Raw genomic sequence first — 10,708 nt, 5'->3', positions numbered from 1 at the left:
TCGGCGGCGCCCCCTGCCCCCTTCTTCGCCCGGAAAATTTTACCCTCTAGAGGGATGTGAATTATGAACGAACTGACCAACTTCGCGAACCCGGTCCAGAAGCCGGAAACCTTCGACCAGATCCAGATCGGTCTTGCCTCGCCCGAGCGCATCCGCAGCTGGTCCTTCGGCGAGATCAAGAAGCCGGAAACCATCAACTACCGCACGTTCAAGCCGGAACGTGACGGCCTGTTCTGCGCGCGCATCTTCGGTCCGATCAAGGATTATGAATGCCTGTGCGGCAAGTATAAGCGCATGAAGTATAAGGGCATCGTCTGCGAAAAGTGCGGTGTCGAAGTCACGGTGTCGAAGGTCCGCCGCGAGCGGATGGGCCATATCGAACTGGCCGCCCCGGTCGCGCACATCTGGTTCCTGAAGTCGCTACCCTCGCGCATCGGCCTGCTGCTGGACATGCAGCTCAAGCAGCTGGAGCGGGTCCTTTATTTCGAATCCTACATCGTCACTGAGCCGGGTCTGACTCCGCTCGAAAAGTTCCAGCTTCTGACCGAGGACGAACTGCTCGACGCGCAGGACGAATATGGCGAGGACGCCTTCTCGGCCGGCATCGGTGCCGAAGCGGTCAAGCAGATGCTGATGGACCTCGACCTTGAGGGCGAGAAGCAGGCGCTGCTGGACGAGCTGGCCGTAACCAAGTCGGAACTGAAGCCCAAGAAGATCATCAAGCGGCTCAAAGTCGTCGAGAGCTTCCTGGATTCCGGCAACCGCCCGGAGTGGATGATCCTGGACGTCGTGCCGGTCATTCCGCCGGAACTGCGCCCGCTGGTGCCGCTGGACGGCGGCCGCTTCGCGACTTCGGACCTGAACGACCTCTATCGCCGCGTCATCAACCGCAACAACCGTTTGAAGCGGCTGATGGAACTGCGCGCGCCGGACATCATCGTCCGCAACGAAAAGCGCATGTTGCAGGAAGCCGTTGACGCCCTGTTCGACAATGGCCGTCGCGGCCGCGTCATCACCGGCGCGAACAAGCGTCCGCTCAAGTCGCTGTCCGACATGCTCAAGGGCAAGCAGGGCCGCTTCCGTCAGAACCTGCTCGGCAAGCGCGTCGACTATTCGGGCCGTTCGGTCATCGTGACCGGCCCGGAACTCAAGCTGCACCAGTGCGGCCTGCCCAAGAAGATGGCGCTCGAACTGTTCAAGCCGTTCATCTACGCCCGCCTCGATGCCAAGGGTCTTTCCATGACCCTCAAGCAGGCGAAGAAGTGGGTCGAGAAGGAACGCAAGGAAGTCTGGGACATCCTGGACGAAGTGATCCGCGAGCATCCGGTGATGCTGAACCGCGCGCCGACGCTCCACCGCCTTGGTATTCAGGCGTTCGAACCCGTTCTGATCGAGGGTAAGGCGATCCAGCTGCACCCGCTCGTCTGCTCGGCCTTCAACGCCGACTTCGACGGGGACCAGATGGCCGTCCACGTTCCGCTGAGCCTTGAAGCCCAGCTGGAAGCGCGCGTGTTGATGATGTCGACCAACAACATCCTCAGCCCCGCGAACGGCAAGCCGATCATCGTTCCGTCGCAGGACATGGTTCTGGGTATCTATTACCTGTCCATGGAGCGCGAAGGCGAACCCGGCGAAGGCATGCTGCTGTCCGACATGCAGGAGGTCCATCAGGCCCTCTATGCCAAGGCCGTCACCCTGCACTCGAAGATCATCAGCCGCGTGCCGCAGACCGACGAAGCCGGCAATCAGTATATGAAGCGCTTCGAGACGACGCCGGGCCGCATGCTGCTGGGCGAATGTCTGCCCAAGAGCCACAAGGTGCCCTTCGACGTCGTCAACCGCCTTCTCACCAAGAAGGAAATCGGGGACGTCATCGACCAGGTCTATCGTCACACGGGTCAGAAGGACACGGTGCTGTTCGCCGACGCCATCATGGCGCTGGGCTTCCGCCACGCGTTCCAGGCCGGCATTTCATTCGGCAAGGACGACATGGTGATCCCGGACTCCAAGGAAGGCACCGTCGCCGAAACCAAGGCGCTCGTGGCCGACTATGAGCAGCAGTATCAGGACGGCCTGATCACCCAGCAGGAAAAGTACAACAAGGTCATCGACGCCTGGAGCCGTTGCGGCGACGTGGTGGCGAACGCCATGATGGACGAAATCCGCGCCCAGCCCAAGGATCCGCAGACCGGCCGCATGGCCCAGATCAACTCGATCTACATGATGGCGCACTCCGGTGCCCGTGGTTCGCAGGCCCAGATGAAGCAGCTTGCCGGCATGCGCGGCCTGATGGCCAAGCCGAGCGGCGAGATCATCGAAACGCCGATCATCTCGAACTTCAAGGAAGGCCTGACCGTCCTTGAATATTTCAACTCGACCCACGGCGCTCGCAAGGGTCTGGCCGACACCGCGCTCAAGACGGCAAACTCGGGTTACCTGACCCGCCGTCTGGTCGACGTCAGCCAGGACTGCACCGTCGTCGAGGAAGATTGCGGCACCGACAAGGCGCTGGAGATGAAGGCCATCGTCCAGGGCGGCTCCGTCATCGCCTCGCTTGGCGAGCGTATCCTGGGCCGCACCACGGCGCAGGACATCGTCGACAGCAAGGACGGCACCGTCATCGTGCCGATCGGCACGCTGCTCGACGAAGCGCTGGTGGCGCAGATCGAGGCCATCGGCACGCAGTCGGTGAAAATCCGCTCGCCTCTCATCTGCGAAAGCAAGATGGGCGTTTGCGGCAAATGCTACGGTCGTGACCTCGCCCGCGGTACGCCGGTCAATATCGGTGAAGCGGTCGGCGTCATCGCGGCGCAGTCCATCGGTGAACCGGGCACCCAGCTCACCATGCGGACCTTCCACATCGGCGGCGCGGCGAACTTCAACGAAACGTCGAACCTCGAATCCATGTCGGACGGCACGATCGAGCTGCGCGACATGCCGACCATCACAGACAAGAATGGCCGCCGCCTGTCGCTCGCCCGCAACGGCGAGATCGCGATCATCGACTCCGAAGGCCGCGAACGCGAAACGCACCGCCTGCCTTACGGCGCCACCATCCTGTTCGCGGATGGCGACACCGTGAAGAAGGGCGACCGCTTCGCCGAGTGGGACCCCTTCACCATGCCGGTGATCACCGAAAAGCCGGGTATCGTGAAGTATCAGGACCTGATCGACGGCAAGACCCTGACCGAGCAGACCGACGAAGCGACCGGCATCGCGCAGCGCGTGGTGACCGAACATCGTGGGTCCGCCCGCACCAAGGAGGATCTGCGTCCTCGCCTCACCCTGCTCGACGACCAGTCGGGCGAAGCCGCCCGCTACATGCTGGCGGTGGGTGCGACCCTGTCGGTCGACGACGGTGCGCAGGTGCAGGCCGGTGACGTGCTGGCGCGTGTCTCCCGCGAAGCCGCGAAGACCCGCGACATCACCGGCGGTCTGCCGCGCGTCGCCGAACTGTTCGAAGCCCGCAAGCCCAAGGACAATGCTATCATTGCCAAGGTGTCGGGCCGCGTGCAGTTCCTCAAGGATTACAAGGCGAAGCGCAAGATCGCCATCAATCCCGAGGATGGCGGCGAGCCGGTCGAATATCTGATCCCCAAGAGCAAGGTGATCGACGTTCAGGAAGGCGACTATGTGAAGCGCGGCGACAACCTGATCGGTGGTTCGCCCGACCCGCATGACATTCTGGAAGTGCTCGGCATCGAGCCGCTGGCCGAATATCTGGTCGCGGAAATCCAGGAAGTCTATCGCTTGCAGGGCGTGAAGATCAACGACAAGCACATCGAAACGATCGTTCGTCAGATGCTGCAAAAGGTCGAGATCATCGAGTCCGGCGACACCACGCTGCTGGTGGGCGAGCAGGTCGATCGCGAGGAAATGGACGAGATCAACAGCAAGCTCCAGCCGGGCTTCGCGCCCGCCGCGGGCAAGCCGGTGCTGCTCGGCATCACCAAGGCCTCGCTCCAGACGCGCTCCTTCATCTCGGCCGCGTCCTTCCAGGAAACCACCCGCGTCCTCACGGAAGCCGCCGTTCAGGGTAAGAAGGACACGCTGGTCGGCCTGAAGGAAAACGTCATTGTCGGCCGCCTCATCCCGGCGGGCACGGGCGCTGGCATGAACCGCATGCGCGTTGCCGCATCGTCGCGTGACGCGGCGATGCGGGCCGCCCTGCGCGCGTCGAGCCAGGTCGACCTGATCGCGCCCAAGACGGCCGCGCAAGAGCATGCCGCCGAACTGCGTCAGGGTCCGGAGGCGGCGATCGGCGACGATCCGCTGGGCGCCGTCCAGGGTGAGGATTTCACCACCGAGGACATGGAATAAGCGCTTTGAAAACAAGGGAGCCGCTTCCTACATCGGGAAGCGGCTCCCAAGCCTTCATGGTTGTTCGAACCATGTGAAGAGCCCGCCGGAAGCGACAGCATGTCCGGCGGGCTTTCTTTTGCCCGCGGCGTGAACGGGCATGAATTTATGCGAAAAGCCGGTCGCAAGCCTCTTGACCAAGTTCGAATCCCCGCCTATTTGCGCGTCTCCGGTGAGCCACTGGCCTGCCGCTGATGCCCGATCCTCTAATGGTAAGAGAGCGGACTCTGACTCCGTCAATCAAGGTTCGAATCCTTGTCGGGCATCCAGACTTTCCCTCGGAAACCTCCTTGATTTGATGCTCTCCGGCAAATCCCGTCATACACGGCGCCGGCTTTATCAAGGATGCCAGTTCAAGCGGACATATTTCCTCCACATCCCGCCCGGACGGCAGAATATCCGCTCTTCCGTGTCCAGAACACTTCGCAACCCCAGTGCATCCCGCAAATGCTCCAGATGCGCGCAATAGGCGTCATAACGGCCGCCGTCATTTTTGTTGGTGGGCGAGGCGCGCCGGTCTTCGCCTTTGGGCGGAGACAGGTGAACTATCCTGGTCCCATAAAGAAGGTGAAGCGCCTTGACGGCCCACTGGTCCATGATGGCCACATCTTCCGTGGGCGACATAAAGGCTATGACCTTGGTCAGAAAAGACGGCCCGAGTCCCCAGATCAGCCCCGACCAGCTGTCATAGGCCTTGGCGCGCGCCTGTCCTTCCCGCAGCCGATACAAAGCCGTTTCGAGCACGTCCTGCCGGGCTTCGATCGCTTCGCGGAACTTTCGCGACCGGGCTTCCTGTCCGCCCCAGGCCATGATCGCGACGAAAGCGTGGAAGACAGGCGTATCCGGATCCAGGCAATAAGCACGCAGTTCCCGTCGGTCGAACCGGCGCGGGGGCAGCGGCGGATCGAACCCGTTCCACCTGTCCAGAGCAGCATCCGCCCAGGTGCTGGGCATAACGCCGCCCGGTCCATTGGGCTGGAAAGCCATTCCCCGCAAGGCCGCGAGATGCAGGTCGTTCAGTTGCACTGAAATTCTCGTTCCTGACCGCTCATCGCCTCAAGGCAAAGCGACATTCTCTAGCAAGCCGGCGCCCGCTGTCCCAAGCGGGCTTGTAAACCGCCATGCCCTTGCGCAGCTGTTCGCAGGACATGTTCAGCCCGCCCGCATAGATGATGGCCACGGTCCGCCCCGATGCGTCCCGCGCCACCGGAACGATCGTGATCGGATCGCGCAGCGAGCGCTTGAGGCTTTCCTTGCTTCGCCGGGGGTCGGCAGACCCGCATAATCTGCCCTTGCGGCAGCGGGCTTTGAGGTCGGGCGTCTCGATTCCGAGCAGGCGTATATGCTCGCCATTCACCCGCAGGGTGCTGCCATCCATCACTGTCAAGGCAGATGCCCAGAACAGCGCAGCCATCATTTTGGCTTCTCCGCGACGTCAAGGGCAGCTTGCGCGATATGTGTCATTCCCTCTCCCCAGCCCTCCCCGTGCCGTCATGACGTCAGCCCCCCACCCATCGCCCACGTCGATTTTTGACGATGGCATAGAAACTGTCCCCATGAAAATAATTTCATTTCAACATGTTCCCGATTTGGGAAATCATGATGCGAATAGCGCCGCAGCTTCTGTCAGGCAGGGCCGACCAACACCGCTGAAGCGTCCCGGATATCGGCGCCTGGCGTTACGCCCCGCTATCGACGCAATATCCGACCATAAATGCCGAACAGATGCATTTTTTGCGGGGGTGATAATCAGGAATGGGCAGAGATTATCCTTTTGCTCAGATTGTCCGAGCCGTGCGAACCGACTTAAGCTTTTTCAATAAATCAATATATCATGCGACGCCCGACAGCGGACCCATGGTTTATTGGGGAATAAGCGATGCGTCTGGCATGGTCATTCCTCCTGTCCGCAACCATATCTGCCGGGATCAGCCTAAGCCCCGCAGCGGCCCATGCCAGCTATCAGGCAACCTTGCCTCCCGCCCTTCCCGGTCCCGGCCCGCTCGCCCTGATGGATTCGACCTTCGACCTCGCGCAGGTCGCTCCGCCCCCGCAAGAGGATGCCCCGCCCATCGAGGGGCCAGCCGATTTCAGCCCTGCTCCCGCGCCGGAGCCGGAAACGCGTTATCGATCGCTCGGCAGCCGCATGGGCGCCGCCAAATGGGAAACGATCGGCCTCTTCGCCTATGTTACCGCCACGCAAGCCTATTGGACGGACGAAACCACCCATTTCCATTTCAAGGATGAGGGCTGGTTCGGCAAGAACACAAATAATCTGGGCATCGACAAGCTTACCCATGCCTTCAACGCCTATCTGTTCACCGAATTTCTGGGTGCGCGGATCGCGCGAAAGACCGGCGACCGCGCACGCGCCGCGGCGCCGGCAGCAATGCTGTCCATGGGTCTGATGCTCTATGGCGAGATGTGGGACGCGCATAAGGAGGATAGCGGCTTTTCCGTACAGGACGTGATTTTCAACACCACGGGCGCGGCCCTCTCGGTACTGCGCCACACGGTGCCGGGTCTGGAGGAAAAGCTGGATTTCCGCCTGCTGATGATGCCCAATTCCAGCATCTACACCTTCAAGGGCAAGCGCCATTATGAGCAGCAGCACTTCCTGCTGGCGCTGGAACTGGCCGGGTTCAGGGCATTGCGCAGCAGCCCACTGCGCTTCGTCGAACTGCAGGTCGGCTATCGCGGCAAGGATTTCACCAATGCCGACCGCGCCACCGGGATCACGCCCAAACGCGACATTTTCTTCGGCGTCGGTGTCAACATCAAGCAACTGTTCTTCAAGGACAGCCGGTCGCGGCTGGGCCGCGCCATCGGTAGCGGTCTCAACTATTTCCAACTGCCCTATACGGCGGTCTACGATTATTGACCGACCGGCCGAAGCTGGAAGAACGGAAGGAGGATTGCACGGACCCCTCCACCATACCGCTCTCCCAGACTCCACCACGCGCCTACGCTGCCAAAAGGGGCAGGCAGCGTTCAGCGCGACGCAATCAGAACGGGGCGTTGCCCTGCCGCCTGCGCCGTCGTCCGGGCCTTGTGGCCGGTGCGCAGCTGGCTCAGCATATCATCCTTCTGCCAGACATCATTGGCGACGATGATCCACGCTTCGAATCGGGAATCGGGGGAGATTTGCTGCGGCAAGGGGGTCAAAGCCCCCATTGTCTTCACGGCGCGCAACGATATGCGATCGATCGCGCGGGAGGAAGACGGTTCGGCCAGGGCAATGGCATCCGGCCTGCCCTCTGCGTTCAGGCGGAACAGGACGCGGGCGTAGCCGGTGGCCCTATGGTCAGTCGCCAGATTGGCGGATCGCTGGATACTGCGGGTGAGCCGGTTCGCAGCCTTGTCGGACCATCTTTCATAACTGACTACATTTTCCGGAGACGCAACGACGGTCAGCTGGTCGCCCGGTTGTTTGGCGGAAACCCCTGTTGAAAGTAGCAGGGACAAGCAAAGCACCAAGGGCTTGGCATGCATAAGAGCCTCCTCTGCCGGAATGTCGATTGGAAGCCACTGCGGCGGCGTCTTGCCGGCCGAAAGCGGTGCGAAGTTATATATTACAAATACTCGATATTGAGTAACGAATATAGCTCAACGATCTCATCAACATATCGATTATTTCACAATTGCCCGCTGAACATTTGATCGGCCCACTCCCTCGACTGCTTTGGAACAGCTTGCGCCAAGCCGTCCTTTTAGATGGCTTTTTGCGCATCAAGGCTTGCAGCCCCATCCGGCGACTCACGCCCCGCCCGGCGCCGTGAATGACGGGGATGCCGCGATCAGCCCGCCGCGATGCTGAGGCCCACCGCCTCGGCCACCTTGATCCCGTCGATGGCGGCCGACAGGATGCCCCCCGCATAGCCCGCGCCTTCGCCTGCCGGATAAAGCCCTGCGACATTGAGGCTCTGAAAATCCCTGCCGCGGGTGATCCTGATCGGGGAAGAGGTGCGCGTCTCCACGCCGGTCATGACGACGTCGGGATGATCGTAACTGCTGATCTGGCGGCCGAAGACGGGGATCGCCTCCCGGAACGCCTCCAGCACGAACTCCGGCAGGCAGCGCGACAGATCGGTCATGGTGACGCCGGGCTTGTAGGAAGGAATGACCTCGCCCAATTCGGTCGATGCGCGTCCGGCGAGGAAATCACCCACCTTCTGCCCAGGCGCATGATAATTGCCGCCGCCCGCGACAAAGGCCATCGACTCCCAATGGCGTTGCAGGTCGATCCCGGCAAGCGGCCCATCGGGATAGTCCCGTTCCGGATCGATGCCGACGACGAGGCCCGAATTGGCGTTGAATTCGGCGCGCGAATATTGGCTCATGCCGTTGGTCACGACGCGCCCTTCCTCCGAAGTCGCCGCCACCACCCGTCCGCCGGGGCACATGCAGAAGCTGTAGACGGTGCGCTCGTTGGCGCAATGATGGGCCAGGCTATAGGCCGCCGCGCCCAGCACCGGATGCCCGGCGCAATTGCCGTAGCGGGCGCGGTCGACCCAGCTTTGCGGATGCTCGATCCGCACGCCGATGGAAAAGGGCTTGGCCTCGATATGCACGCCGCGCCGATGGAGCATCTCGAAGGTCGGGCGGGCGCTGTGGCCGACCGCCATGACGACGTGGTCGGTCTCGATGAAGCTGCCGTCATGCAGATGCAGTCCGCGCAGCTTCTGCGTGCCATCCGCCTGCCGCTCCAGTTCCAGTTCATCGACCCGATGCTGCCAGCGATATTCGCCGCCCAGCCCCTCGATCTGGCGGCGCATCGATTCCACCATGGAAACAAGGCGGAAGGTGCCGATATGCGGGTGCGCTTCGGTCAGGATATCATCCGGCGCGCCCGCCGCGACGAACTCCTCCAGCACCTTGCGCCCCAGAAAGCGCGGGTCCTTTACCCGGCAATAGAGCTTGCCGTCGGAAAAGGTCCCGGCCCCACCTTCCCCGAACTGCACGTTGCTGTCGGGGTTGAGTTCCGAACGGCGCCACAGGCCCCATGTGTCCTTGGTCCGTTCCCGCACCACCTTGCCGCGGTCGAGGATGATCGGCCGGAAACCCATTTGCGCCAGGATCAGCCCGGCGAACAGCCCGCACGGCCCCGCACCGATCACGACCGGCCGCTTGCCGGACCAGTCACCTGTCGCCCGGGTCACGAACCTATAGTCGGTATCCGGACGCGGGCGGACGTCATGGTCCTTGGCGAACCGCTCCAGCACGCCCGCCTCGTCGGTGACGTCGACATCGACGGTATAGACGAGCTGGATCGCATTTTTGCGTCGCGCATCATTGCCCCGGCGCACCACGACATGGCTCAGCAACTCTTGCGGCGCGAGGCCGAGGCGCTCGCAAATGGCGACGGGCATCGCCTCGGCAGGATGGTCGAGGGGCAGTTTCAATCCGGAAAGGCGCAACATCCGCCTGCCCCTAGAGCATTTTCACGTCAGGTAACACCTGACGACTCGGAAACATCGTTCAGCGCGGCTGAAATGCGGCAAACAAAACGCCCACATGCGAGTCGGCTGCAGCCCCGTCACGCCCTCCATAGCCGGACTGCTCCCCATTCGCCCAGCAGCGCGACCATCATGCTCAACCCCGTCAGCGGAAAAAGCAGGCCCAGCACCAGCATCAACCCTGCCACCATGCGGCTGGCGGCAGGCGTCGCCGCCGGAGGCTCGCCCAGCCGCCGCTTCCACCACAGCACGGGCGCGGTCACGCAAAGCAGCAACAACGCCAGACATCCCGCCAGCATCAGCAGCCGGTTGCCCTCGCCATATTCCTGCCCCTGATGGGTGGCGACGCCCCATTCGACCGCCTTCGCGCCCGGCCCGAACATGCGCCAGTCGATATCCTGCTCCACCGCGCCCGATCCGGCGTCGATGGTGAGGACCCGCGCCTCCTCCGCCTTCACCGCCTGCGCCGTCACCAGCCAGGGCGCCCCTGCCGTGGCCGGAAAGCTCACGACATAACCGCCCGGCAAGCCCCGCTGAGCCGCGATCCTTGCCACATCATCGACGCCAGCCCCGCCAGCCCCACCGGGAACCGCGCCACCTTCGCGCAGCACCCATGGCAGCGCTTCCCTGGCAGGCGCGCTCCACGGAATTGCGCCCAGTTTCGGCCGTCCAAGGTCATGGGCCGCGATAACCGAGCGCAGCCCGCGGCCCCAAACATCCGTCCAGGGCATTCCCGTCACGGCGAGGAACACAATCACCCCCGCCGCCACGAAACCGACCGTCCCATGCAGATCACGCCAGAACAGCCGCCCGCCGGGCCTTCCGCGCAGCGCCAGCGCAGGACTGCCCCGGCGCGGCCAGCGCAGATACAGCCCTGTCACGCACAGCAGGAT

Annotated in this window: 7 protein-coding genes and 1 tRNA gene; 3 read left to right on the top strand and 5 right to left on the bottom strand. The window is 62.6% G+C overall.

Annotation, left to right across the window (positions count from 1 at the left end; genetic code table 11):
* The first annotated feature begins 63 nt into the window (after positions 1 to 63).
* Together rpoC and ACFC3J_RS11970 are read left to right on the top strand one after the other, a co-directional pair.
* A complete protein-coding gene (gene rpoC / locus ACFC3J_RS11975; RefSeq protein ID WP_375196397.1) occupies positions 64 to 4,320 on the top strand; it encodes a DNA-directed RNA polymerase subunit beta' in 4,257 nt (1,418 codons plus the stop codon).
* A 234-nt stretch (positions 4,321 to 4,554) separates the two neighbouring features.
* A tRNA-Gln gene (locus ACFC3J_RS11970) sits at positions 4,555 to 4,628 on the top strand.
* A gap of 70 nt (positions 4,629 to 4,698) precedes the next feature.
* On the opposite strand, the gene ACFC3J_RS11965 is transcribed toward ACFC3J_RS11970, so the two are convergent.
* Both ACFC3J_RS11965 and ACFC3J_RS11960 read right to left on the bottom strand, forming a co-directional pair.
* Positions 4,699 to 5,385: a hypothetical protein gene (locus tag ACFC3J_RS11965; protein WP_375196396.1), complete on the bottom strand. Its 687-nt coding sequence runs from the start codon at positions 5,383 to 5,385 to the stop codon at positions 4,699 to 4,701.
* Positions 5,386 to 5,407: 22 nt separating this feature from the next.
* Entirely contained in the window at positions 5,408 to 5,776 is a 369-nt protein-coding gene (locus tag ACFC3J_RS11960; RefSeq protein WP_375196395.1) for a thermonuclease family protein, read from the bottom strand.
* 462 nt (positions 5,777 to 6,238) lie between these two features.
* Between ACFC3J_RS11960 and ACFC3J_RS11955 the strand changes: the two genes are divergently transcribed.
* A complete protein-coding gene (locus ACFC3J_RS11955) occupies positions 6,239 to 7,240 on the top strand; it encodes a DUF2279 domain-containing protein (protein ID WP_375196394.1) in 1,002 nt (333 codons plus the stop codon).
* A gap of 110 nt (positions 7,241 to 7,350) precedes the next feature.
* Here the strand turns inward: ACFC3J_RS11955 and ACFC3J_RS11950 are convergent, their stop codons facing one another.
* From ACFC3J_RS11950 to ACFC3J_RS11940, 3 genes are all read right to left on the bottom strand, one after another.
* On the bottom strand, positions 7,351 to 7,833 hold the full coding sequence (locus ACFC3J_RS11950; RefSeq protein ID WP_375196417.1) for an energy transducer TonB: 483 nt from the start codon (positions 7,831 to 7,833) through the stop codon (positions 7,351 to 7,353).
* Positions 7,834 to 8,156: 323 nt separating this feature from the next.
* The gene (locus ACFC3J_RS11945) at positions 8,157 to 9,779 is read right to left on the bottom strand and encodes an NAD(P)/FAD-dependent oxidoreductase (protein WP_375196393.1); all 1,623 of its coding nucleotides are present in this window, start codon (positions 9,777 to 9,779) and stop codon (positions 8,157 to 8,159) included.
* 116 nt (positions 9,780 to 9,895) lie between these two features.
* Positions 9,896 to 10,708, bottom strand: an 813-nt coding sequence (locus ACFC3J_RS11940) for a PepSY domain-containing protein (protein ID WP_375196392.1), incomplete at its 5' end; no start/stop codon positions are given.

It is taken from the genome of Sphingobium sp. (genome assembly GCF_041987595.1).
Taxonomy (GTDB): domain Bacteria; phylum Pseudomonadota; class Alphaproteobacteria; order Sphingomonadales; family Sphingomonadaceae; genus Sphingobium.
Note: the sequence above shows the minus strand (reverse complement) of the source record. Positions and strands in the feature narration are given on the sequence as shown.

Coding starts and splice junctions, on each gene's coding strand:
- rpoC (WP_375196397.1), top strand. CDS start 64: ATGAACGAACTGACCAACTTCGCGAACCCGGTCCAGAAGCCGGAAACC.
- ACFC3J_RS11960 (WP_375196395.1), bottom strand. CDS start 5,776: ATGATGGCTGCGCTGTTCTGGGCATCTGCCTTGACAGTGATGGATGGC.
- ACFC3J_RS11955 (WP_375196394.1), top strand. CDS start 6,239: ATGCGTCTGGCATGGTCATTCCTCCTGTCCGCAACCATATCTGCCGGG.
- ACFC3J_RS11945 (WP_375196393.1), bottom strand. CDS start 9,779: ATGTTGCGCCTTTCCGGATTGAAACTGCCCCTCGACCATCCTGCCGAG.